Origin of the sequence: Metapseudomonas otitidis (assembly GCF_900111835.1) — a bacterium.
GTDB classification, from domain to species: Bacteria; Pseudomonadota; Gammaproteobacteria; order Pseudomonadales; family Pseudomonadaceae; genus Metapseudomonas; species Metapseudomonas otitidis.
This window is the reverse complement of sequence record NZ_FOJP01000011.1, coordinates 143,980-167,454: the sequence shown is the minus strand read 5'-3', so window position 1 is coordinate 167,454 and position 23,475 is coordinate 143,980. Positions and strand designations below refer to the sequence as shown.

The 23,475-nt window shown below is 70.2% G+C and carries 13 protein-coding genes; 4 read left to right on the top strand and 9 right to left on the bottom strand.

All coding sequences use genetic code 11. The features are described 5' to 3' along the window. The 3 genes from BM198_RS30850 to BM198_RS15805 form a co-directional block, all read right to left on the bottom strand. Positions 1 to 5,402, bottom strand: a 5,402-nt coding sequence (locus BM198_RS30850) for a two-partner secretion domain-containing protein (protein WP_074971216.1), incomplete at its 3' end; no start/stop codon positions are given. Between the two features lie 114 nt (positions 5,403 to 5,516). Further along, a complete protein-coding gene (locus tag BM198_RS15810; protein ID WP_074971214.1) occupies positions 5,517 to 7,091 on the bottom strand; it encodes a GGDEF domain-containing protein in 1,575 nt (524 codons plus the stop codon). Positions 7,092 to 7,282: 191 nt separating this feature from the next. Next, the gene (locus BM198_RS15805) at positions 7,283 to 8,245 is read right to left on the bottom strand and encodes a DMT family transporter (protein ID WP_074971334.1); all 963 of its coding nucleotides are present in this window, start codon (positions 8,243 to 8,245) and stop codon (positions 7,283 to 7,285) included. 98 nt (positions 8,246 to 8,343) lie between these two features. Between BM198_RS15805 and BM198_RS15800 the strand changes: the two genes are divergently transcribed. The 3 genes from BM198_RS15800 (at position 8,344) to BM198_RS15790 (ending at position 12,002) form a co-directional block, all read left to right on the top strand. Then, complete coding sequence (locus BM198_RS15800) at positions 8,344 to 9,228, top strand: LysR family transcriptional regulator (RefSeq protein WP_074971212.1); 885 nt, start codon at positions 8,344 to 8,346, stop codon at positions 9,226 to 9,228. A 64-nt stretch (positions 9,229 to 9,292) separates the two neighbouring features. Then, positions 9,293 to 9,799: a thioredoxin family protein gene (locus tag BM198_RS15795; RefSeq protein ID WP_074971210.1), complete on the top strand. Its 507-nt coding sequence runs from the start codon at positions 9,293 to 9,295 to the stop codon at positions 9,797 to 9,799. A 124-nt stretch (positions 9,800 to 9,923) separates the two neighbouring features. Next, on the top strand, positions 9,924 to 12,002 hold the full coding sequence (locus BM198_RS15790; protein WP_074971208.1) for a hybrid sensor histidine kinase/response regulator: 2,079 nt from the start codon (positions 9,924 to 9,926) through the stop codon (positions 12,000 to 12,002). 49 nt (positions 12,003 to 12,051) lie between these two features. Here BM198_RS15790 and BM198_RS15785 read toward each other — a convergent pair whose 3' ends face one another. Beyond that, a complete protein-coding gene (locus tag BM198_RS15785) occupies positions 12,052 to 12,645 on the bottom strand; it encodes a TetR/AcrR family transcriptional regulator (protein WP_083422393.1) in 594 nt (197 codons plus the stop codon). A 128-nt stretch (positions 12,646 to 12,773) separates the two neighbouring features. On the opposite strand from BM198_RS15785, the gene BM198_RS15780 reads away from it, so the two are divergent. After that, complete coding sequence (locus BM198_RS15780) at positions 12,774 to 14,000, top strand: M24 family metallopeptidase (protein WP_074971206.1); 1,227 nt, start codon at positions 12,774 to 12,776, stop codon at positions 13,998 to 14,000. Here the strand turns inward: BM198_RS15780 and BM198_RS15775 are convergent. From BM198_RS15775 to BM198_RS15755, 5 genes are read right to left on the bottom strand one after another with little or no spacing between them, the layout of a single operon-like run. Further along, the gene (locus tag BM198_RS15775) at positions 13,997 to 15,244 is read right to left on the bottom strand and encodes an MFS transporter (protein WP_074971204.1); all 1,248 of its coding nucleotides are present in this window, start codon (positions 15,242 to 15,244) and stop codon (positions 13,997 to 13,999) included. The two genes, BM198_RS15780 and BM198_RS15775, sit on opposite strands and share 4 nt — an antisense overlap. A 1-nt stretch (position 15,245) precedes the next feature. Further along, on the bottom strand, positions 15,246 to 17,240 hold the full coding sequence (locus tag BM198_RS15770) for a TonB-dependent receptor (RefSeq protein WP_074971202.1): 1,995 nt from the start codon (positions 17,238 to 17,240) through the stop codon (positions 15,246 to 15,248). Between the two features lie 31 nt (positions 17,241 to 17,271). Next, positions 17,272 to 19,014, bottom strand: coding sequence for an ABC transporter ATP-binding protein (locus BM198_RS15765; RefSeq protein WP_074971200.1), 1,743 nt, complete (start codon positions 19,012 to 19,014; stop codon positions 17,272 to 17,274). Continuing rightward, complete coding sequence (locus tag BM198_RS15760; protein WP_074971198.1) at positions 19,011 to 20,759, bottom strand: ABC transporter ATP-binding protein; 1,749 nt, start codon at positions 20,757 to 20,759, stop codon at positions 19,011 to 19,013. The genes BM198_RS15765 and BM198_RS15760 overlap by 4 nt, the downstream gene beginning before the upstream one ends. Continuing rightward, positions 20,756 to 23,470: an AMP-binding protein gene (locus BM198_RS15755; RefSeq protein WP_074971196.1), complete on the bottom strand. Its 2,715-nt coding sequence runs from the start codon at positions 23,468 to 23,470 to the stop codon at positions 20,756 to 20,758. The genes BM198_RS15760 and BM198_RS15755 overlap by 4 nt, the downstream gene beginning before the upstream one ends. Positions 23,471 to 23,475 lie beyond the last annotated feature (5 nt).

The window sequence follows — 23,475 nt, the reverse complement described above, 5'->3', positions numbered from 1 at the left end:
ACCTGGTCGCCCGCAATCAGGCCCGAGGTGCTGAAGCCGCTCAGCGAAGCGGTCTGGCCGTAGGTCTTGCTGGCGTTGCTGGCAGTGATGGTCAGCGCGGCCTTGTCGATGGTCAGGGTGCCGGCGAGCATCTCGATGTCATAGCCGAACTGGCTGGAATAGAGCCCGCTCGCGCGCAGGTTGGCGCCGCTGTAGGTGCCAGCGTTGGCGCTGTTGGCGGTGTAGAGGGCGCTGCCGGAAACCAGGGCCGGGTCGTAGCCGATGGGGAACACCAGGGCGCCGGTGCTGCTGGTGGCGCTGCCGTCGTAGGTCTTGCTGGCGTTGCCGACATTGACGCTGAGGGCGGTCATGAAGCTGCGCAGCAGCGGCGCGCTGTGACCCTCGTACATGCGCCAGGTGGCGCCGGTACCACCGGCGTCGTCGATGCTCCAGCCGGCCGCCACGAAGGGCGCCAGGCTGGTGAGCTGGGCGCTGGTCAACCCGGAGATGCCGCTGCCATTGCCGGCCCCGGCGCCCTGGGCCAGGCCGCTGGTGGTGGTGTTCCAGAAGCTGCCGGTGGCGGTGCCGACATTGCTGCCCACCAGACCGCCGACCGCGCCGACGCTGGAGCTGGCCGTGCCCGTGGAATAGACACGCAGCAGGCTGCCGTCGTTGAACCCGACCAGGCCGCCTGCCGTGGCGCTGCCCTGGGCGCTGCCGGTGGCGTAGCTGTCGCGGATGGTGCCGGTGCTGGCGTTGCTGCCGGCCAGGCCGCCGCCATTCAGGCCGCCGCTGGCGCTGCCCGTGGCCAGGGACTCGCTGAGGGTCCCGGCGTTGGTGCCGACCAGGGCGCCGACGTTGCCCGTGCCGGTGACGGCGGTGTCGCTGCTGACCCGCTCGACCATCCCGGCGGCGGCGTTGTAGCCCACCAGGGCACCGGTGTAGCTGCCACCGGCCACGCTGCCACCCACCAGGTTGAGGTTGCCGACGTAGCCGGCGTTGTAGCCGAACAGGCCGCTGTAGGTGCTGCCGGTACGGTTGATGGCCAGGCCGCTGATACGGTGCCCCTGCCCGTCGAGCCGGCCGGTGAAGGGGTTGGCCAGGCTGCCGATGGAGAGGAAGCCGGTGCCGCTGTTCCACAGCGCGCTGCTGGAGGCATTGATGTCGTTCGCCAAGACGAAGCGGCTGCCCGCCAGGCTGGTGGAGGCCAGGCCCTGCAGGCCATAGACATCGGTGATGCGGTACGGCGTGGCGACACTGCCGTCACCGCCCAGGGCGCGCACGAAGGTGGCACCGGGGCTGAGGCGGAAGTCGGTGACGCTGAAGCTGGGCAGGCTTGCGGCTACCTGGCTCCAGGTGCCACCGGTGAGATTCAGCACGCCGAGGTTGACGCCCCCGTTGCTGGTCGCAGTGCCGGCAGCAGAGAGGGTCAGGCTGCCGCTGGCGGCGTCGATGCCATCCCCCAGCAGGACGTTGCCGCCATTGCTGGTGCTGAGGGTCAGCCCGGCGTTGTCGCCCCAGGTCAGGCGGTCGGCCACGTTGAGGTTGCCGCCTGCCGACAGCTGGCGGGTGCCGCTGATGCCGAAGGCACCGCCGCTGTCGAGGCTGAGCAGGCCGCCGGAGCCGAGGTGGGTGTCCAGGCTGTAGTTGGCGGCGCTGGCAGCCAGGTAGAGGCCGTAGCCGCTGCTGGTGAGGGCTGAGAAGTCGCTGGACGAGAGGAACGCCAGGTCGGCATCGGCATAACTGCCGCGCGCGGCCAGGTAGCGGCTGCGGGTCGCCGAGAGGCTGCCCTGCCCCGTGGCCAGGCGCGCGGCGGAGCTGTAGACGTCCAGCCCCTGGATGCCGTTGATGCCGATCACGTCGCCGAAGCCGGCGCCGGTGTCGGCATTGCCATCCAGGTAGGCGATGGCGCCGTTGGCATCCAGGCCGCTGGCATCGCTGAGGATGTAGTAGTAGCCGTCCGCCCCGCTGCTGCCGCTGCCGATGGCCATGCCGCCGGATACGGCGGTCAGCGTCGCGCCCGCCAGGGCCGTGCTGCCGCCATTGCTGAAGGCCTTGCCGCTGATGGCGATGGGCGTGGTGCTGTAGCGCCAGGTGAAGTACGGGTAGAGGTTGGTGCCGGTGCCCCAGATGGACGAGGAGAAGCCGGACGGCAGCCCACCCTGGAGCTGCGCGGTAGTACGCCCGGTGATGCCGTTCACCAGGCCGCCGGACGCGGCCTGCGACTGGCCACTGGTCTGGGTGTTCCAGTAGGCGTTGCTGATGGCGCCATTGGAGCCGTTGTTGTAGCCGACGAAGCCACCCAGCTGGGTGCCGCCGGCGACGTAGCCGGTGGAGTAGCTGTTGCTGATGGTGCCGTTGATGAAATTGACCCCGGCGAAGCCGCCGATGTTGCTCGCAGAGCCCTGGCCGATCACCGCGCCGGTGGCGTAGGAGTCGGTGATGCTGCCTTCGTTGTGGCCGACGAAACCGCCGACCGGCCCCGACGACGCCCTCACCGTGCCGGTGGCGTAGGACTGGCTGATGGAGCCACCGTCGCCGCTGTAGCCGTTGGCGCCCACCAGGCCACCGACATAGCCGAGGTTGGCGGTCGTGTTGGTGCCGGTGACGTTACCGGTGGCATAGGAGCGGGTGATGCTGCCGCCGTTGACGTTGAAGCCGACCAGGCCACCGACCTGGTAGCCAGCCCCGGTGACATTGCCGGTGGCGGAGGCATCGGCGATGGTGCCGCTGTCGTTGGTGCCTACCAGCCCGCCGGTATTGGCTTCGCTGGTGCTGGTGCCGCTGACCGTGGTGCTGGCCGATGCGTTGCCGAGGGTGCCGCCCTGCATGTAGCCGACCAGGGCACCGACGTTGTCTCTGCCGGTGACGTTGCCGCCCACCAGCTTGACGTTGGCCAGGGTCGCGCCGGAGGTGTAGCCGAACAGGCCGACATAGTCGGTGGCCGCGCGGTTGATGGCCAGGCCGCTGATGCTGTGGCCCTGCCCGTCGAAGCTGCCGGTGAATTGCTGTGCGTTGCTGCCGACCGGGCGGAAACCCGACGCGCCCCATACCTCGCCGTAGTAGCCGCCGCTGGCGGCCATGGCGCTGGCCAGGCTCAGGTCGGTGCCCAGGCGGTAATTGGCTGTCAGGTCCAGCCCCATCAGTTGCAGGGCGTGGGGGGTGAAGAGGGTCGTGGAGTATTCGTTGCGCAGCATCGGCCGGGTATCGCCTTCGAACATCACCCACATGTTGGTGAAGTCGAAGCCGGTGTAGGCCGACTGGTTGCGCACGGCACTGGTCAGGCCGGTACCGCCACCCAGGGAGCTGGACTGGCCGGTGCTGTTGATGTCCCAGTAGCTGGTGTTGACGGTGATGGTGGGCAGGTAGCCGCCACCGATCAGGCCGCCCGTGGTGGTGTAGCCGGTGACCTTGCCGCTGGCGTAGGTGTTGGTCAGGGTCGCGCTGGAGATCACCTCGCCCAGCAGCCCACCCGCAAACGCACTGGTGTTGCTGACCGTGGCGGTGACCGAGCCGGTGGCATAGGAGTCGGCCATGGCAATGCTCTGCACGCTGCCCGCCAGCCCGCCCACCACAGTCAGGCCGGTCACGTCGGCGGCAGAGGACGAGTAGCGGATGATGCCGTTGTTCACCGTGCCGGCCAGGCCGCCGACGAAGGTCCCGGAGCCGGACACGCTGCCGGTCATGTGGACGTTGCTGAGGGTGCCGCCGAGGGTGGCGGCGATACCACCGACGTTCATCTGGCCGGTGATGCGGGCATTCGACAGGGTCAGGTCACGGACGTTGCCGCTCACGGTGCGGAACAGCCCGACGTCGCTCTCCGACCCGCGGTTGATGGTGAGCCTGTCGATGCTGTGGCCAAGGCCGGCGAAGTTGGTGCTCGCCCCATCCAGCGGGTTGAAGCCGGCGCCACCGTTCCAGCCCGCGGTGGCGCTGGCGTCGATGTCGTTGCCCAGGGCGTAGAAGCCCGTGCTGGTGATGTTCTGCAACGCGCCGATGTCATGGATCAGGACGTAGCCGGTGCCCGCCAGGCTGAGGCTGGCGTTGCTGCCGGACAGGGTCACGCGGGCGCCCTTGTTCAGGCTGTAGCTGCCGCTGTAGGACATGGACAGCCCGGCGTTGTTGCCGGTGGCGGTGATGTCCTTGTTGATGATGATGCTGCCGGCGGCGTTGAGTGCCAGCACCGTGTTGGCGCTCCAGCGGATGGGCGCGTCCACGGTGATGTTGCCGGCCTGGCTGCCGCCGACGCCGGTGGTCACCGTCACCCCGGTGCTGGCCAGGGCATTGGTGAGGGTGGTGACGTTGAGCACGCTGTCGTTGGCGTTGCCGTTGAAGCCGCCCATGCCGGAGCTGGTGGCGTTGGAAATGGTCACGTTGTAGGGGTCGATCAGCCACTCGCCGGTCTTGCCCTTGGGCGCCAGGGTGGTGACCTTCACGTCGTCGGCGATCTGCACGTGGGCGCCGCTGGTCTCGATGAAACCGCCGTTGCCGCCGTTGGGCGCGCTGGCGTCGAGGGTGCCGGCCACCTTGACCACGCCGCCGTCGAAGTCGCCCATGAGCATGATCTTGCCGTCCTTCTGGCCCAGGGTGCGGGCCTCGATGACGCCGGTGTTGTTGACCACGGTCTTGAGCAGCGCATCGCCCGCGTCGGCGGTGAGCAGCACCTTGCCGCCGTCGGCGCGGATCAGCTTGTGGTTCTCCACCAGCGCATCCGCTGCCGCCTCGTCCACCTGGACCTTGAGCAGGCCGTCACCGGCGAAATCCAGGGTCATGGCATTGCCGGCCGCCAGGGCCACGCTGCCCTGCTGGGCGACGATCACCCCCTGGTTGCTGACGGTGCCCCCCAGCAGCGCCACGGCGCCGCCGTCGGCTGCGCTGAGGGTGCCCTGGTTGACCACGGCCGCCGGCGTGCCGTCGCCCTTGAAGCGGTAGTGGCCGCGTTCGAAATCCTGCGGGTCGATGTCCAGGGTCGAGGCCACCAGGCCGCCGACCTGGACCTGGGCACCGCTGCCGAACAGCACGCCGTTGGGGTTGACCAGGAACACCCGGCCGTTGGCATCCAGCTGGCCCATGATCTTCGAACCGTCGCTGCCCACCACGCGGTTGAGGGCGATGGCGTCACTGCCGGGCTGGTTGAAGGTCACGCGCTTGCCGGCGCCGATGTCGAAGCTCTGCCAGTTGATCGCCAGCTTGTTGCTGGACTGGTCGATGACCATCTGCTGGGCGTTGGGCTGGCTGATGGCACCGCTGCCGGAAACCACCTGGCCACCGGTGGGCAGGTCGGCCGCCAGCGCCGCCACCGGAGCCAGCAGCGCGCACGCCAGGACCGCGCCGGACCCCGCCTTGCGCCGCCGGGCATGCTCATCGGCGACACACCAGGCACGCAGACGGGGATTCCAGACCAGCGAGAAGGCTCGATTCATGGCAGCAGTCCTTTGACGGCAAGAAAGGGCTCGGGAAAACCGCCGTTGTATACCACGCCGACTTTTGTGTAGGAATTGGCTGTCAGAAATTTTTTACAGCGAGTCTTTTTGACGTCAACTGATTGACTCGAACGTCAGTGTCTCGTCCGCCATGACCCGGTTGCGCCCGGCCTGCTTGGCCTGGTAGAGCAAGGCGTCCGCACGCTTGAGCACGTCCGGCACGCTGCGCCCGCCCTGGGGTGCCCAGTGCACCACGCCGAGGGACACGGTGATCTGGCCAACGGGCGCGATCGGCGTGGCCTCCTGCCGGGCGCGGAAACGCTCGGCCACCTCCACCGCCGTGCGCAGGGGTGCGTCGGGCAGCAGCAGGATGAACTCCTCGCCACCGACACGGCACGGCAGATCCCGCTCCCGGCAGCTCTGGCGCAACAGCTCGGCGAACTGGCGCAGCACGTCGTCACCCGTGTCGTGGCCGAAGGTGTCGTTGACCCGCTTGAAGTGGTCGATGTCCAGGCTGATGACGGAGAACGGCGTGCCCAGCCGCTGCCAGGCCTGCAAACGCTCTTCCATGGCGCGCCGGTTGGCCAGCCCGGTGAGGGGGTCGCTCTTGGCCTGCAGGTCCAGTTGGCCGAGCTTGGCCCGGGTCACTTCCAGGCCCGCCAGCAGGGCCTGTTTGATCATCCACGCTTCGGCATACCAGGCCTTCACCCGCAGGGCCTTCTCCGCCCGCTCCGGCTGCGCGGCACTCTCGGCCAGTTGCCGCAGGGGGCGGCTGATACGCGCGGAGATCCAGAGAATCAGTCCCACACCCAGCAGGCTCATGGGCAGCAGCCCGGCCAGCAGGCGCTTCATCAGCTCTTCCACGGCCGCCTGAGTCTCGGCCAGGGGCTGCTGCGCCACCACGCCCCAGCCACTCAACGGCACGCTGGCGTAGCCGGCGAGCATCTCCACGCCCCGCGTGTTGACCGCCTGCATGGCGCCGCTCTCCCCCTTGAGCACCGCGTCGACGATGGGGTTGGCGCCCAGGCGCTCGCCAACGCGACTGGCGTCGGGGTGGAACAGCACCTTGCGGTCCGGGTCCACCAGGTAGACGTTGGAGGCGTCGTGGTGGAAGTGCTGGCTGACGAGCGAATCCAGGGCATTGGGCTTGCCCAGGTAGATGGTGCCGCCGATCAGCCCCAGGTACTGGCCGTCGTGCCCCCAGATGGGGTGGGAGACGAAGACGATGAGGTTGCCCGCCAGGGAGCGGAATGCCGGGCTGACCATCGCCCGGCGCTGCTGCAGGGCCTCCCGAGAGCGCAGGGCCTGGCCGTTGATGCCCAGGCTGTCCGGCTTGGAGGCCACCACGGTGCCCTCGGCGTTGGCCACCAGCACGGTGTTGAAGCCGTGGTCCTGCATCAGCAGGCGCTCGGCCTCCAGTGCCATCTGCTTCGTGTCGCCCGGCACGTTGCCCAGCAGTGTGGCACTGAAGCGCAGGCGTTCCAGGTCTCCGGACAGGCTTTCATTGATGCTGGCGGCGAGCTTGGCCGCGTAGGCACGGTTGGCCTCCAGGGCGTTCTGCACCAAAGCCTGGCGCTGGATGCCGTAGGTCACCAGCAGGTTATTGGCGAGCGTCGCCAGGGTCGCGGCAAGGGCGAACAGGAGAATGAGGCTGCGCAGATTGAGCTTGGGGGGCGGCCCGAACGGCATGGGTCATGTCCCGATGGGCGATCACTCGAAGGGGACTGCGATCCGTGCAGCAGGTCCTTGGGGCAATCGCATCGTAAAGGTGGGCAAGCGGGCTTTGGACGAGGCCATCACAGGCCCGGTAAAAGCCCGGAAAACGTGTGGATTTTACGCTTCGGCCAAGGCGAAACCAAGGCCGAAACAGCGCAGTGCCATCACCCACGCGCCACAGAAGTCGGCGCTGCCGCTGCGCTCGGCGCCGGGCCGGCAGGCCGGAGGCGGGACACGCCGAACAGCACCAGGGCCAACCCCGCCACCTGGTAGAGCGACACCGCCTCGCCCAGCACCGCCCAGGACGCGAGGATGGTCAGCACCGGCCCCAGGTTGCCCACCGCCGCCGTCTGGGTCGCGCCCATGCGCTGGATCGCCAGGGCCATCCAGTAGATCGGCAGCACCGTCGAGAGCAGCGCCATGAGCGCGGCATAGAGCCACACCTGCGCCGGCAGGTGCGTCAACTGGGTGATATCGGCCGTGATTGCGTAGTGCACCAGCACCATCAACGCCGAGGCGCTCCCGGCCAGGCCGGCCAGGCGCATCGAGCCCAGGCGCCGCAGCATCATCCCCGCCCCCAGGTAATAGAGGGCGTAGGTCACCGCGCTGGCGAACACCCAGGCCGAGCCCACCAGTACCTGGCTGCCCAGGGTCGAGGTGCTCACGTCGTGGAACAGCGCCACCCCCAGCCCGGCATAGCAGATGCCCATGGCCAGCAAGGTGCGGCTGCCGGGGCGCTCGCGCAGGGCAACCATCTGGAACAGCATCACCAGGGTCGGGTAGGTGAACAGGATGAGCCGCTCCAGGCCGGCGCTGATGGACTCCAGCCCATAGAAGTCGAACAGGCTGGAGAGGTAGTAGCCCACCAGCCCCAGCAGCAGGATGCGCCCCCCATCGGCGGGCGACAGGCGCACCTCGCCCGTCCCGCGGCTCAGCCACAGCAGCCAGGCGAACAGCGGCAGCGCCAGCCCCATGCGCAGCGCCAGCACGGTGATCGCATCCACCGGGGCGGCGGCGTAGGACAGCTTGACGAAGATCGCCTTGAGGCTGAAGCCCGCCGCCGAGAGCACGGCGAACAGGCTGCCGTTGCGCAGGCCGCGCTGGTACAGGGAAAACAGAGCGTTCATGAGGCAGGCCATCAGCAGGTAGAGCCTTATTCTGGACAGAACGCGAGAGAGCTAGAATCGGTTTTTCCAGAACCACCCCTTATGGAAATCAGAACGCCATGCACTTCGACCTGTCCGACCTGCGCCTGCTGAGCGCCATCGCCGCCACCGGCAGCCTGAGCAAGGCGGCGGCCACCTTCCCCGTGGCGGTCTCTGCGGCCAGCACCCGGCTGCGCCAGTTCGAATCCCGCTGCGGCATCACCCTCTTCACCCGCCGCGCCGACGGCATGACGCCCACACCCTCAGGCCGCCTGGTGCTGGAGCGCTGCCACGCGCTGCTCAACGAAGCCCAGGGGCTCAAGGTGCTGCTGGAGGAACTGGCCGGCCAGCAGCGCGTCGTCGTCCACCTGGCCGCCACCACCGTGGCCAACAGCTCCTTCCTGCCGGGCGCCCTCGGCCCCTTCCTGGCGGACTACCCCGAGGTGGACCTGCAGCTTACCGAGCAGACCAGCCGCGATGTGCTGCGGGGCGTGCAGGCCGGCGACATCGACATCGGCGTGTACGACGGCAACCTGCCCACCGGCGGGCTGATCTCCCTGCCCTTCCGCGACGACCGCCTGGTGATGCTGGTGCCTGCCGGCCACGCCCTCGCGCCGCTGCGCAGCGTCCACCTGCGCGACACCCTGGGCTACCCCTTCGTGTGCCTGCCGGCGGAGCGCTCCATGCAGCGCTTCGTCGAGGAAATGGCCCGGCAGAACGGCCTGCCGCTGATGGTGCGGGTACGCGCCCCGAGCTTCGACGCCATCGCCCAGCTGGTGGCCCAGGGCGCCGGCATCGCCATGCTTCCGGAAGCCGCCGCCCACCGCCTGACCCAGGAGCTGCCGGTGGCCATCGTCACCCTGGAGGACACCTGGGCCACCCGCGAGCTGCGCCTGTGCATCCGTGGCACCGATGGCCTCGGCTCCCACGCCCGGCAGTTGCTCGGCTACCTGTCGCCGGGGTGAGGCGCAGTTGCCCCGGGTGGGCTTTTCTGCTGGGATGCCGCCTCACTTTCAACGGAGCATCCCCATGGCGACCTATCGCGAGCTGTTCGACATCGGCCAGTCCTACACCGAGTTCGTCGGCAGCGGCCTGCCGGCCGAGACGGCCGCAGCCGCCGCCATCGCCCAGCGCCTGGAAGACCAGGGGCCGGCCGCCCCGCTGCTGCAGCGCATCGAGCAGATCGAACGCCGCTACCACCTGCTGGTGGTGGGCGAGATGTGGTGCCCGGACTGCCAGATCAACGTCACCGTGCTGGACGACCTGTGCCGCCGCCAGCCGCGCATCGACCTCGCGGTGATCACCAAGGGCCGCGCCGAAGACGACCTCAAGACCCGTCTGGGCCTGGAGCGCATCGCCATTCCCCTGGTGGTGGTGCTGGACGAGGCCTTCGAGCCCGCCGGGCTGTTCATCGAGCGGCCACGCCTCGTCCGCGAGGGTGACGAGGCCGTGCTGCGCGCCTACAAGGCCGGCGAACACCTCGACGCCACCCTGGCCGATGTGCTCGAACTCATCGAACAGGCCGAGCAGCGCTAGGCCCTCGCGACTGCTCGCCGTCACCGCCACGGCGAACAGGCATCGCGGAATCGAATTGTCCGGCCGCTTCGTGGTCAACTCCTCTGACCCGGCCATCCTCGCTGCTGCCCCTCGGAATCCTGACATGGACGCTACCCCCTTCCCCGCCGCCCCCGGGCCGATGAGCCAGCAGGTGCGCCAGCACGACTGGTCCCGCACCCCGCTCGGCCCGATCGAGCACTGGCCCGAGGCGCTGCGCATCAGCGTCGACACCATCCTGTCCTCGCACTTCCCCTGCTGCCTGGTATGGGGGCCGCAGCGCATCTCCATCTACAACGACGGTTTCGTGCCCATCCTCGGCAACAAGCACGCGCCGCTCGGCCGGCCCTTCGACGACATCTGGCGCGAAGCCTGGGACAGCATCGGCCCCATCGCCGAGCGGGCCTACCAGGGCCAGGCCACCTTCATCGAGGATTTCCCCGTGGAGCTGGACCGCCACGGGCGACCGGAGATGAGCTATTTCACCTTCTGCTACAGCCCGCTGCGGGACGCCGACGGCCGGGTGCTGGGCATGCTCGACACGGTGATCGAGACCACCTCCCGGGTCACCGCCGAGCGCCAGTTGCGCCAGCTCACCCACAACCTGGAGCGCCAGGTGGCCGAGCGCACCCGCGACCGCAACCGCCTGTGGAACCTCTCGCCGGACATCATGCTGGTGTCGCGCCAGGACCTGGTGATCACCGCCGCCAACCCCGCCACGCAGGACATCCTCGGCTGGAGCGAAGCCGAGCTGGTGGGCAGCAACTGCCTGGACCTGGTGCACCCCGACGACCTCGCCGACGCCTGGGCCGCCATCCACAGCCTGGTCCAGGGCGAGCCCCTGCGTGACTACGCCAGCCGCATGCGCCATCGCGATGGCAGCTACCGCTGGATCAACTGGTCCTCCTCCTCGGGCGACGGCTTCATCAGCGCCATCGGCCGCGACACCACCGAGGAACGCGCCCGCGCCGACGCCCTGCGCCAGGCCGAGGAGCAACTGCGCCAGAGCCAGAAGATGGAGGCCGTGGGCCAGCTCACCGGCGGCCTCGCCCATGACTTCAACAACCTCCTCGCCGGCATCAGCGGCAGCCTGGAGCTGCTGCGCCTGCGCATCGCCCAGGGACGCACCGAGGACCTGAACCGCTACATCGACATCGCCCGCAGCGCCGCCGAACGCGCTGCCACCCTCACCCACCGCCTGCTCGCCTTCTCCCGCCGCCAGGCCCTCGACCCTCGCCCCACCGACGTCAACCAGCTGGTCGCGACGCTGCACGAACTGATCAGCCGGACCATGGGCCCGAACATCGAGGTGGAGTGCGTCGACGGCCCCGACCTGTGGACGGTGCTGGTGGACCCGAACCAGCTGGAAAGCGCCTTGCTCAACATCTGCATCAACGCCCGCGACGCCATGCCCAACGGCGGCCGCCTGTGCATCGGCAGCAACAATGTCGTGCTCGGCGCCCAGGCTGCCGGTGAGCGCGGGCTGGAACCGGGGGACTACCTGGTGCTGATGGTCAGCGACACCGGCAGCGGCATGAGCGAGGACGTCATCAGCCGAGCCTTCGAACCCTTCTTCACCACCAAACCGGTGGGCCAGGGCACCGGCCTCGGGCTCTCGATGGTGTACGGCTTCGCCCGGCAATCCGGCGGGCAGGTGCGCATCGCCTCCACCCTCGGCCAGGGCACCAGCCTCAGCCTCTACCTGCCCCGCCACCACGGCGAGGCAGAGCCCGCGCCAACACCCCGCCCGGTTGAAATCCCCCGCGCCGAGCAGCGCACCACCGTACTGGTGGTGGACGACGAAGCGCCCCTGCGCCAGCTGATGCGCGAAGTGCTGGAAGACCTCGGCTACCAGATGCTCGAAGCCGCGGACGGCCCCGGGGCCCTCGCCCTGCTGGCCGGCGAGCGGGGGGTCGACCTGCTGCTGGCCGACGTCGGCTTGCCGGGGGGCCTGAACGGCCTGGAACTGGCCCGCCGCGCCCGCCTGCAACGCCCGGACCTGAAAGTGCTGTTCATCACCGGCTACGCCCAGAACGCCCCGTTCAGCAACGAACCCCTGCCACCGGGCATGGAAGTCATGGCCAAGCCCTACGCCATCGACGCCCTGGCCAACCGCATCCGCCTGCTGCTCAAGGCCCCACCATCCGGCCAGGCCCCCGCCGAAGCCGGCCTGCGGGCGGTCTAGAGCCCTTTACAAGCACGCTGCTGCGCTCAGTCGGCCGTTTGAATAGCACTCAAGGCGCTGTGACCGCATCCAGCATCGCGGTAACGGCCGCCTCCACCCCCTCGCGGTCACCGGTGGTGAGCAGGTCCAGGTGGAAGCCACGGGTGGCGGCCAGCAGCAGGCGGGTGCGCTGGCGAGCCATGGGCAAGTCGAAGCCGGCACGCTGGAAGACCTGCTGCAAGCGTTCCAACCACCCCGTCACCACGCCGTCAAGAAAGGCTCCGGCGGCATCGCGGTGACGCAAGGCATAGCCGTAGACCTCGATGTGCAGCTGGTAGAAGCGCAGGGCCTCCACCGAGCTGTAGCGCTGCCACAACCCGTCCAGGAAGGTCCGCAACGTCGCGGGGCATTGCACCGCCTCGCTGCCTTCGGCAAAGGCCGCCTGCTCGGTGCTGCGGGCGTGCTCGATGATGGCCGCCCAGACGCCGTCCTGGCTGCCGAAGTGGTAGATCAGCATGCGGTGGCTGATGCCGCTGGTCTCGGCGATGGCCCGCAGGGAGCGGTAGGCGAAGCCGTGTTCCAGCACATCGGCCAGCACCTTCTGCAGCACATCGATGGGCGGGCGCTTGATGCTGGGCGGCGAGGCGGCAGACGGATCGCTCATGGGGGCTCTCGTGGCAATGAAGGCCGCGACTATTCCACCGCCCACCCCACCATGCAAGGGACAACTTGCGCGGCGCGATAAAGTGCGTACCATTTGGTACGCACTTCAATCACAACAAAGAACTGCCCATGTCCCCTGCCCCGTCCATCAGCACCGAGGAATACCTGGCCCGCCGTGAACGCCTGCAAGCGCTGCTCCGGGAGCAGGACGCCGCGCAGTTCGTCGCCACCCAGGCCGAGAGCATCTACTACCTGTGCGGCGCCACCTACGAGGCGCTGGAGCGGCCGTTCTTCCTCATCCTGCCGGCACGCGGCCCGGTGCGCCTGGTGCTGCCGGAGCTGGAGCGGGAGCACCTGCGCAAGGCCAGGGGCATCGGGCCGGACGCCCTTCACTGCTACCGGGACTACCCCGCCCCGAGCGGCCAGTGCTGGCAATCGGTGCTCTCCGAGCACGGCGGCCTGACGCGCGGGTTCCTCTACGAGGCCGGATGCCCCGCACGGGTCGCCGATTGGCTGCGGGACCAGGGTGGCCGGCCGGGCGAACCGGTGGAGCAGCTGCGGCTGGTCAAGTCCCCCACTGAGATCGCCCTGATCCGCCGCGCCGCCCACTACGCCGACCGGGGCGTGGCCGAGCTGTTCGCCCATTCGTACTACGGCGCCACCGTGGCCGAAGGCTTCGCCCGCACCAGCCAGGTGACCCAGGCCATCATCCGCGAGACGCCGAACTGGGACGCCCTCGCCACCCACGTACTGATGGCCAGCTTCCCCGCCCCGCTGAGCGCCATGCCCCACGCCGTGCCGTCACCTGGCGACCGCCTGCTGGCAGGCCCCCATGTGACCCTGGTGCTGACGCGGGTGAACGGCTACGCCGCCGAGAGCGAGCGCACCTACTTCACCGCCCCGCCCACGCGCCAGGAACGCCAGCTGTTCGCGCTGATGGTCCAGGCCCGGCGCATTGGCCTCGGGCTGTTGCGACCGGGCGTGGCCTGCGCGGAGATCGACGCACAGATCAACGCCTTCCTCGCCCGCGAGGGCGTCGGCAGCCCGGCGCAGCGCCTGCACCGCTGCGGCCACGGCTTCGGCCTGGGGAACCATGAAGGCCCCTGGCTGGCGGAGGGCTCGGACGACGTGCTGGCCGCCGGCATGGTCGTTTCCATGGAGCCGGGCATCTACCTGCAAGGCGTGGGCGGCTATCGCCACTCCGACACCTTGCTGATCACCGAGGACGGCTTCGAGCCACTGACCCACGCCCCCGGCCTCGACGAACCCCTGGTGCTGCAACGCCGTTCCCTGCGCCAGCGGGTCTACCACCACCTGGTGAGCCGCGCCCTGGGGCTGGAGCGACAAGCCGGCTAGGGCACCGCCTGCGCCGGCAACCGCTCGGCAAGGTCCTGCCCGTGGCGGACGAAGCGCCGGCTCCAGGTCCAGACCCCGGCCATGCAGAGGATCAACCCCGCCAGCATGCCCAGGTAGCCCAGGCGGTCGAGCAGGATACCGGCGAGCATCGGCACCAGGGTGCGGGTCAGTACGAACAGGCTCGACTGCAGGCCGTAGTCGACGGCGGTCAGGCCGGCGCGGGTGTGGTTCATCATCATCCCGAACAGCAGGCCGGCCGAAGCGCCCATCACCAGTGCCAGCAGCAGGGTGCAGGCCACCAGCCAGGGCACGCCGGCACCACTGGCCACCGTGCCGGCCAGGGCGCCAAGAGCTGCCACGCCGGCCAGGGCGCAGGCCGGCAGGGCCCGCTGCAATCCGCTGCGCCGGGCCAGGTGGCCGCCGAGCGCACTGCCCACGGCCCCCACCACACCGCCAAGCACGCCGGCCACCAGCGCCACCTGCTCGGGCGGCAGGCCATGGTCCAGCAGCAAGGGCTTGAGGTAGACCCAGGCGGCGCCGATGAAGGGGAAATAGAGCATCAGCATCACCACCCAGCGGCGCCGCTCGGTGCTGCTGAAATAGGCCAGCCATTGGCCGACGCCCACCTGCCGGGCCTGCACGTCATCCGCCTGCGCCAGGGTGGCCCGCGGGATCAGCCACAGGCCCAGGGCGGCCAGCAGCAGCCCGCCGCTCAGCGCCCAGAACGGCCAGGCCCACCCGGCACGCGCCTGCAGCATCAGCATCACCCCGCCGCCCACCACCGCCCCCAGGGAGCTGGCGGCAGAGCGGATGATGCCGGCGCGCTGGCGCTCCTCCGCCGGCAAACAGCGGATCGCCAGGGCGTTGACCGGCGCATCGGCCCAGGTGCCGAGCAGGCTGGCCAGCATGGCCAGGGCGAACAGTGGCACGAAGTCGGCCTGCTCGATGCCCAGGCAGGCCAGACCGACGAGACTGGCGGCGTAACCGGCCATCAGCACCAGGCTCCAGCGGCGGTAGCCGGGCGCGCCCCGGGCCCAGCGGTCCACCGGGGCGCCAAGCACGAACTTGAGCACCGCCGGCAGCCCGGCCAGCTGGAACAGGCCGATCTCGGTGCCACTCCAGCCGTGCTCGCGCATCACCAGCGGCAAGCCGAGGTAGAGGTAGATCAACGGCGCGGTCATGGCGAAGTTGACCCAGCCCAGCAGCAGTTGCAGGGGCCAGTGGGAAGGGTTCGGGCGGTCCATGTCAGAGCTTCCAGGTCACGCGCACGCCGAGTTCGCGGGGCGGGCTGTAGACGGTGATGAAACCGTTCTGGTAGCCCACCGCGTCGTACTCGCGGTCAGCCAGGTTGTTCACGTAGCCGCTCAGCTCCCACTGCTCGTAGCGCACGCCGGCGCTGAGGTTGACCAGTGCGTAGCCGTTGCGGGTGTACTGGTTGGCGGCGTCCAGGTAGACCTTGTCGCTGCCCACCAGGTTGCCCTGCACGTACCAGCCTTCCGGGTCGTCGTAGCGCAGGCCCAGGTAGCCGGTGAGGTCGGGGGCGAAGGGGTTGTGGTGCCCGTCGTAGCGGGCGCGGCCGTCCTGGAAGCTGTCGAAGCGCGTGCGGTTCCAGGCCAGCCCGGTCTGCACGCTCCAGCGAGCGCTGAGCAGGTACTCGGCATCCAGGTCCAGCCCCTTGGACGTGGCACTGGCGGCGCTGGTGATGTACTGCACGCCCGGGCTGGGCATCTGCATCACCTGCATGTCGGTGACGTCCATGTAGTACGCCGCCAGCGAGTAGCGCAGGCGCTCCTCCAGGGTCCGGCCCTTGATGCCGAGTTCGTAGGACCAGACCTTCTCCGGCTCGAACGCGGCGTAGTGGGTGGCGGCCGAGAGCACGTTGAAACCGCCGTTGCGTACGCCCTTGCTGGCACTGAGGTAGACCTGGTTCTGCTCGGCGAAGGCGTACTGCAGCGCCACCTTCGGCGAGAACGACGACCAGCTCCGGGACTGGTTGGCATCGCCACGGGGGTCGATGCCCACCCGGTAGCGCTCCACCCGTCCGCCCAGGGAGAGGGTCCAGTCCGGCGTCAGGTGCAGGTTCCAGTGACTGAAGGCAGCCAGCGTGCGGCTGCTCTGGTCCAGGCGCAGCTCCTGGACGAAGGGGCCGCGCTGGCTGACGTTGCGCAGGTCGTTTTCGGAGCTGTCGGCGTAGACCCCGGCCAGCCAGTCGGCAAGGCCCCACTGCCCTTCCAGGCGCAGCTCCTGGGACAGGGTGCGCAGGCGCAGGTCGCGGGCAATCATCGACAGGTTGACCGGCAGGAAGTCGGTGTCCTGCTGGATGCGGTCGTGGAAGTCGTTGTAGGCGGTGATCGAGCGCAGATTCAGGTCATCCCCCAGGCTGTGGCCGATGTTCAGCGACAGGGTCTGGCCCCAGGAGCGGTTCCAGCTGTCGGTGCCCGAGGCCACGTGGTTGCGCCGCGCCGTGGGCGCGCCCCACAGCGAGGCGTCGTCGTCATAGGCCTGGCGCGCATAGCGCAGCACCATGTCGGTGCCCTCCTGGGGCACCAGGCGCAGACCGGCGTTGAGGTTGTAACGTTCGCGGTCATCGGCCTGCTTGCCGAGGGCGTCGTTGCGGATGAAACCGTCCTGGCGTTGCCACTCGCCCGAGACGCTGCCGAACAGCCGCTCGTCCACCAGCGGGCTGCTCAGGGCGAAGCGCGTGGCGCGCTTGTCGCGGCTGCCCGCTTCGGCGGACACGCTGGCCCGCGCCAGCTCGTCCATCGGCTTGCTGTACACCGCGATCACCCCGGCCTCGGCATTGCGCCCGTAAAGGGTCGACTGCGGCCCGCGCAACACCTCGATGCGGTCGATGTCGATGAAGCGGTTCTCGAAACCCTGGGCGGTGAGGGTCGGCACGTCGTCCACCAGCATCAGCGTCGAGGTGGACAGCGCATTGAAGTTGGCAGTGAGGCCACGCATCACCGGGGAGTTGATGCCCGACTGGCCGAAGGGCTGGAACGACAGCCCCGGCACTCGCCCCTCCAGCTGTTCGAAGCCGGTGATGTGCTCGTCTTCCAGGGTCTGTCCATCGATCACCTTGACGCTGGCCGGCACGGCTTCGAGGCTGCGCGGCACCTTTTCGGCGTTGACGCTGACCTCCGGCAGGCTCAGTGCCTCTGCGGCCTGGAGGGCCGGGCAGGACAACGCCAGCGCGGTGCTGACCCAGACGTGGGTGGGGGTACGACGACTTCTGACCATCGCGAATCTTCCTTGTTGGCGCCTGGCGCCGTTACTGAGTGGGTTGGGCCAGCAGCCGCGCGTAGGCATCGCAGCGGGCCAGCAGGGTCGAATGGGTGCCCCGGTCGCGCACCTGCCCGTCTTCGAGCAGCACCACCCGGTCGGCCTGGGCGATGGTGCTGGGGCGGTGGGCGATGAGCAGCAGCGTGCGCTGCCCGCGCAGGCCCAGCAGGGCCTGCTGCAGGGCGTGCTCGCTATGGGCGTCGAGGCTGGAGGAGGCTTCGTCCATCACCAGCACCGGCGCCTGCGACAGCAGCGCACGGGCGATGGCGATGCGCTGGCGCTGGCCGCCGGACAGGCGCGCGCCGCCCTCGCCGCAGCGGGTCTGGTAGCCCTCCGGCAAGGCCTGGATGAAGTCGTGCGCCTGGGCCTGGCGGGCGGCGGCCTCGATCTCCTCGGCGGTGGCATCAGGGCGGGCCAGGCGCAGGTTGCCCTCGATGCTGTCGTCGAACAGGTAGGCGTCCTGGCCGACCCAGGCGATGCCCTGGCGCAACCCGGCCAGGGGGATGTCACGCACGTCCACGCCGCCAACGCGGATGGTCCCGCCTTCGACGTCGTAGAAGCGCATCAGCAGGTTGGCGCAGGTGGTCTTGCCGGCTCCCGAAGCCCCCACCAGCGCCACCATTTCGCCAGGGCGGACCAGGAAGTCGACGCCCTGCAGGACCGGGCGACCGCCATGGCTGAAGCGCACCTGATCGAACTCCAGGCGCGCGCCCTGGGGCTGCTGGCAGCCCTGGTCACGCACCCGTGGCGGCTGGCGCAACAGCCCCAGGACCCGCCCGGCGCTGGCGCGCACGGCGCCGAGCTGGCCGGCCTCGCGGGCCACGTCGGCCATGGGCAGCAGGGCCGCGCCGACCAGCATCACCGCCAGGGGCAGTTGTGCCAGGTCCAGCAGGCCGATCTGCAGCAGCCAGGCGCCACAGGCCAGCGCACTCACCAGGGCCAGTGCCTGGATCAGCTCGATCACCCCCTGCTCGGCACCGCTGCGCAGGGCATAGCGGCGCTGCTCCAGCCGCAGCCGGGCCAGCAGGCGACCCAGGCGCGCGTGCCAGGCCGCCTCCTGGTTGAACAGGAGGATCTCCCGGCGCGCCTCGATGCCTTCCAGCACTTCGGCGTTGAGCCCGGCCAGCGCCTCGTTCATCGCCCGGCCCTGGCGCAGGGCGCGCCCGCCGAGCCAGAACGGCACGCTGGCCAGGGCCGCCAGGAACGGCAGCAGCGCCAGGGTCAGCCAGGGCTGGATGGCGGCCAGGGCCAGCAGCGCCACCAGCGGCACCAACACGGCGCCGATGGCATCGGTGAGGGTGTGGGCGAAGAAGTGCTCCAGGGCCTGGGCGTCGTTGAGCGCCACGTTGGCCTGCTCCCCTCGACGCACCCCGGCCTGCACGTCCGGTGCGGCCCGCTCCAACCCCTCGTAGCTGCCGACCTGCAGGGTCTCGATCAGGTGGAAGGCGAACACATGGGAGACATGGGCCTGCCACCAGCGCCCACCGGCACCGGCCAGGGCACAGGCGAGCATCGCCGCCGCCACCGGCTGCCACAGGCTGGCCGGGGCATCGGTCAGCACCAGGCCGATCAACCAGCCGCCGAGGGCCAGGCTGCCCACCATGCCGGCCTGGGCCACCAGGGTGGCGACCAGGGTTTGCGCCAACAGCGCCGGCTGCCCGGCCGACAGCCGCAGCAGGTCGCTCCAGCGGCTGCCTTCGCCGGCGCGGATCGCGTGGGGATTGCCTTTCATGCCAGGGCTCCTTCGCTCAGGGGTTGGGTCTCGTGGGCGTGCTGCAGGGCCCAGAGGCGCGCATACAGGCCCTGGCGGGCCAGCAGGCTGCGGTGGTCGCCGCTTTCCACCAGGCGCCCCTGGTCCAGCACCAGGATGCGGTCGGCATGGCGCACGGTGGCCAGGCGGTGGGCGATCACCAGCATCGAGCGCTGCCCGCGCAGGCGCTCGATGGCCGCACCGATATGCGCCTCGCTGGCCACGTCGACGTTGGCAGTGGCCTCGTCGAGCAACAGGATCGGCGCGCCCTTGAGCCAGGCACGGGCAATGGCCACGCGCTGGCGCTGGCCGCCGGAGAGCCGGTTGCCGCCCTCGCCCACCGGGGTCGCCAGGCCGTGCGGGAGGCTGGCGACCCAGGGCTCCAGCGAGGCCAGCCGGCAGGCTTCGGCCAGGGCCTCAGGGCTGGCATCTGCCGCCCCCATGCGCAGGTTGTCTTCCAGGCTGCCGTGCAGCAGCACGCTCTGCTGGAACACCCCGCTGACGCGCTGGTAGAGGTCGGCGGAGCGCAGGTGACGGATGTCCACGCCGCCAAGGGTGACGCGCCCTTCCTGGGGGGCGATGAAGCGCATCAGCAGCGCTGCCAGGGTGGACTTGCCCGCCCCGGAGGGGCCCACCACGGCCACGCACTGGCCGGGTTCCAGGGTGAAGCTGAGGTTCTGCAAGGCCGGGGCCTGGCTGCCGGGCCAGCGGAAGGTGACGCCCTCGAAGGCCACCTCGTGGCCAGCCGGCAACGGCTCGGGCCGGGCCGGTTCGGGCACCGGCGGCTGCGCTGCCAGCAGCTCAGCCACCGGGGCGGCGGCGCCGTTGCCCGACCAGGCGACGTGGAAGGTCTTGTCCAGCTTCTCCAGGGTGCGGAACGCTTCGCGGGCCAGCAGCACGGCAGCGAACAGGGCGAAGGCCGACAGCTCGCCGGCACCGGCGCGCTGGACGCTGAGCAGCGTGACCAGCGCCAGGCCGCCGAGGCTGAGCAACCCGGTGACGCCATTGCGCATCAGGATGCCGTGCAGCACCTCCATCGCCTGGCGGCGCAGGTCGCGGGCCTGGTCGCGCAGGGCGTCGCGGCGCCGGTCCTGGGCGTTGAAGGCCTTGAGCGTGGTGACGCCACGCAGGCTGTCCAGCAGGTGCGCCGAGAAGCGCCCGATGCTGGCGAACAGCCCACCGGCCGAGGGGCGCCGCCAGCGCAGCCAGAGGCGATCCACGAAGGGCAGCGACAAGGCACCCACGGCGGCCACCAGGGCCGAGCGCGGGTCGAACAGCGCCATCAGCGCAAGCAGCCCGCTGCCCCCCAGGGCCGCGCCGATCACCGCCGGGATATAGCGGCTGTAGTAGGCCTGCAGGGCCTCGACGTTGTGGATCAGGGTGGTGCTCAGCCCGGCGCTGTCATGCTCGCCGGGCGCCTGCCCGGCCACCCGCAGCACCTGGGGCAACAGGCGCTGGCGCAGGTGCTGCCGGGTCAGCCCGGCGACCCGCATGGCCAGCACCTCGGCACCGCCGTTGAGGGCGATGCGCAGCAGCGTCAGGCCGAGGAAGGCGCCCAGGGGCGTCCATAGCGCCGACAGCGGCTGGCCCTCGAACAGGCCGGCCAGGGCCCAGGCCAGGCAAAGGGCCAGGCCGGCGTTGCAGGCGCTGACCGCGAGCTGGCCGCAAGCGGCCAGGGCGATGGCCGGGCGCAACGGCCGCGAGAGGTTCCACAGCACACGGCTCATGCGACCTCCCCGGTATCGCCGCGCACCGCCCAGATGCGCTGGATGGGCAGGCCGCGCAGCGGCGCGGACACGATCTGCTGCCAGCCCTGCTCCTCCAGCAGGCGCTGCACCGCGCCCAGGGCATGGCAGTCGCCGGCCTCGGTCAGGCTGAGCATCTGCGCGGCGAACAGGCGCGGAATGGGCTCCTGCTCCGCCTGCGCGTCCGAGCGCATGAAACCGGCGATGAGCAACCGCCCGCTCGGTTTCAGCCAGGCCTGCAGGCGGCCCAGCAGGCGCCGGCATTCGGCCTCGTCGAAGTGGTGCAGGACCTGGCTGAGGATGATCAGGTCCACCGGTTCACCCGGCTCCACGGTGAAGATGTCGGCACCGATGAAGCGTGTGCGTTCGCGCACCCCGAAGGTCTCGGCGGTGCTCCAGAACAGCTCGGCACTGGCTGGCCAGTCCACCCCGCAGAGGCTAACCGCCGGGCACTCGGCCGCCAGGGTGAAGCCGTAGGTGCCGTTGCCGCAGGCCAGGTCCAGCACGCTCGGCTGCTGCCGTTGGGCCAGCCACGGCAGCACCTGCTGCGCCAGGCGCTGGGCGGTCACCCGCGCGGTGTTGGCGATGCCCCGGGAGAATTCGCCCCAGTACGGATGGTTGGCGGCCTCCAGGCCCTGGGGCAGAACGCTGCCACCGGCCACCACGGCGTCCTTGAAGTGACGGAAGGCATCCCACATCAGGTCGGCGGTGTAGACCTGCGCCAGCCCGCCCACATAGTGCGGCGAGCTGCGCCGCAGAAAGCGTTCGGCCAGCTCACCCAGGCGGTAGTAGGCCTGCCCCGGCTCCTGGCGGAGCAGGCCCAGGCCGGCCAGGGCGTCCAGCAGGATGCGGGTGCCGCGCTCGCTGGCACCGGTGCGCTCGGCCACGGTGCGGGCGCTGGCGCCCTCGCCCAGGTGGTCGAACACCTGCAGTTCGATGGCTGCCCGCAGCACGCCGGCCCGTTCGACGCCCATCAGCAGGTCGATCACCGGTTGCGCGGAGACCGCCGGGCGTGGCGCCTGCAGGCTCTGCAGCAGGGCCGCCTGGTCGACCTTGCCGGACGGCGCCAGCGGCAGCTCCGGCACGCAGGCCAGGGCGTCGGGCAACTGGCTGGGCTGGGCGCCCACTTCGTCATTGAGGAAGCCGCGCACCTGGGCGAGGGTCAGCGGCGGCTGCCCCGCCTTCATCACCACGAAGGCGTGCATGCGCGTGGCGCCGTCCTCCAGCGGGGCATTGAGGACCACGCACTGGGCGATGGCCGGGTGCTCGCGCAGCAGGTGCGCCACCTCCACCAGGTTCACCTTGTGCCCGCCGCGCATCACGGTGTCGGCGCGGCGCCCGACGATGCGCAGCCGGCCATCGGCGTCCAGCTGTCCACGGTCGCCCAGGCGCACCCAGCCGTCCGGGTGGCGGTACTGGCGGTCCAGTTCGGGGGCGCGGTAGTAGCACAGCGGCGTCATCGGCCCCCGTGCCCAGATCTCCCCCACCTCGCCTGGCGCGCATTCGTGCCCCTGCTCGTCGCGGATGCTCAGGCTGACCACCGCCGGGTCAGGTCGCCCGACGGTCTGCACGGTCACCTCGGGGGCGTCGTCCAGGGCGGTGTGGCAGGCCACGCCGTCCGCCGAGCCGTAGGACTGCACCAGGGCACAGCCGAAGTGCCGGCGCACGCCGGCCAGGGTCTGGGCGCTGAGGGCCGAGCCGCCGCTGACGATGGCCTCCAGCGCGCTGAAATCCAGCGCCTGCCCTTCCGCCGATTGCAGCAGGGGGCTGGCCAGCAGCATGTCCACCATGTTGGGCCCGGCGAACAGGTGGGTAACGCGCTGCTGGGCAACCAGCCGCAGCACCGCGTCGGCCTCGAAGCGGTCCAGGCAGATCAGCGCGCCACCCAGGGAGGCCAGGGTGCAAGGCGTGCCCAGGGAACCGAAGGGCGACGCCAGGGGCACGGCGAACAGCGCCCGCATGGCCTCGGGCTGGCGTGCCAGGCCGTTGAGGTAGGCACTCTGCCCGCCCACCAGGGCGTTGTGGGAATACAGCACCAGCTTGGGCTCTGACTCGGAGCCCGAGGAGGCGATCAGCCGGGCGCCGGCATCCGGGTCCACCCGCTGGCCTTCGGTGCTCCAGGCCGGCCCCTCCCAGCACTGGTCCAGATCCGGCCAGCCCTGATAGCGCTCGCCGTGTACCAGCACATGGGCCAGCGCCGGCAACGCGGGGCGCAGGCCGTCCACCAGCGCGGCGTAGTCGGCTTCACCCACCTGGCGCTTGCAGATCAGCACCCGCGCGGCGGACTTGCCGAGCATGGCGAGGGTGTCGCGCTTGCGCCGCCCCAGGGGGTACGGCAGCACGATGCCGCCCAGGGCCGCCACGGCCAGGTCCACGGCGCAGGCGCGCCAGCCATTGGGCAGGTTCACCGCCACCACCACGCCAGGCCCGACGCCGAGCTGGTGCAGCACCTGGACCAGGCTGAGGCTGCGCGCCCGCAGCTGGGCGAAGCTCAGGCTCGCCGCCCCTTCGGTGACGGCGACCGCCAGGGGCCGTGAGCGGGCAATGTCGAGGAAGGACTCGAACAGGCTCTTGTGGGGATAGATGCCCTCGGCCCGCCAGTGCGCGCGAAGGTGCGCGGGGACGCAGTCCGGCGCCGTGTAGCGGTCACCGGTGACAGGGGGCTGCACGGCGGACAGGTGTTCGTTTGCCATGGGGT

Excerpts from the sequence above, each read along its gene's own strand:
- BM198_RS15760 (WP_074971198.1), bottom strand. The coding sequence starts at position 20,759 with ATGAGCCGTGTGCTGTGGAACCTCTCGCGGCCGTTGCGCCCGGCCATC.
- BM198_RS15785 (WP_083422393.1), bottom strand. The coding sequence starts at position 12,645 with ATGAGCGATCCGTCTGCCGCCTCGCCGCCCAGCATCAAGCGCCCGCCC.
- BM198_RS15780 (WP_074971206.1), top strand. The coding sequence starts at position 12,774 with ATGTCCCCTGCCCCGTCCATCAGCACCGAGGAATACCTGGCCCGCCGT.
- BM198_RS15775 (WP_074971204.1), bottom strand. The coding sequence starts at position 15,244 with ATGGACCGCCCGAACCCTTCCCACTGGCCCCTGCAACTGCTGCTGGGC.
- BM198_RS15770 (WP_074971202.1), bottom strand. The coding sequence starts at position 17,240 with ATGGTCAGAAGTCGTCGTACCCCCACCCACGTCTGGGTCAGCACCGCG.
- BM198_RS15790 (WP_074971208.1), top strand. The coding sequence starts at position 9,924 with ATGGACGCTACCCCCTTCCCCGCCGCCCCCGGGCCGATGAGCCAGCAG.
- BM198_RS15765 (WP_074971200.1), bottom strand. The coding sequence starts at position 19,014 with ATGAAAGGCAATCCCCACGCGATCCGCGCCGGCGAAGGCAGCCGCTGG.
- BM198_RS15810 (WP_074971214.1), bottom strand. The coding sequence starts at position 7,091 with ATGCCGTTCGGGCCGCCCCCCAAGCTCAATCTGCGCAGCCTCATTCTC.
- BM198_RS15755 (WP_074971196.1), bottom strand. The coding sequence starts at position 23,470 with ATGGCAAACGAACACCTGTCCGCCGTGCAGCCCCCTGTCACCGGTGAC.
- BM198_RS15800 (WP_074971212.1), top strand. The coding sequence starts at position 8,344 with ATGCACTTCGACCTGTCCGACCTGCGCCTGCTGAGCGCCATCGCCGCC.
- BM198_RS15795 (WP_074971210.1), top strand. The coding sequence starts at position 9,293 with ATGGCGACCTATCGCGAGCTGTTCGACATCGGCCAGTCCTACACCGAG.
- BM198_RS15805 (WP_074971334.1), bottom strand. The coding sequence starts at position 8,245 with ATGAACGCTCTGTTTTCCCTGTACCAGCGCGGCCTGCGCAACGGCAGC.